The sequence below is a fragment of the Thalassolituus sp. UBA2590 genome (assembly GCF_002339775.1).
Classification (GTDB): Bacteria; Pseudomonadota; Gammaproteobacteria; order Pseudomonadales; family Oceanobacteraceae; genus Thalassolituus.
The window spans coordinates 5,268-5,489 of record NZ_DDKU01000155.1 but is presented as its reverse complement, the minus strand read 5'-3'; positions in this window follow the sequence as shown (position 1 = coordinate 5,489).

The window sequence follows — 222 nt, the reverse complement described above, 5'->3', positions numbered from 1 at the left end:
AGGTCAACGCTGATACCTGAAAAGCCCGGATTCCGGGGGCAGAGAAAGCCTCTGCCACCTGCCTTCGGGCTTTTTTATGCGTGTAATCCGGATATCCGGTAAGCCGTTGAAATTCATAACGAAAAACTGTTGACAGAGTTAAGAATGGTGGCATAATACGCGCCACTTGAGACGCACACGCGACCAAGGAAGTTTGAAGTGGCTATGTAGCTCAGCTGGTTA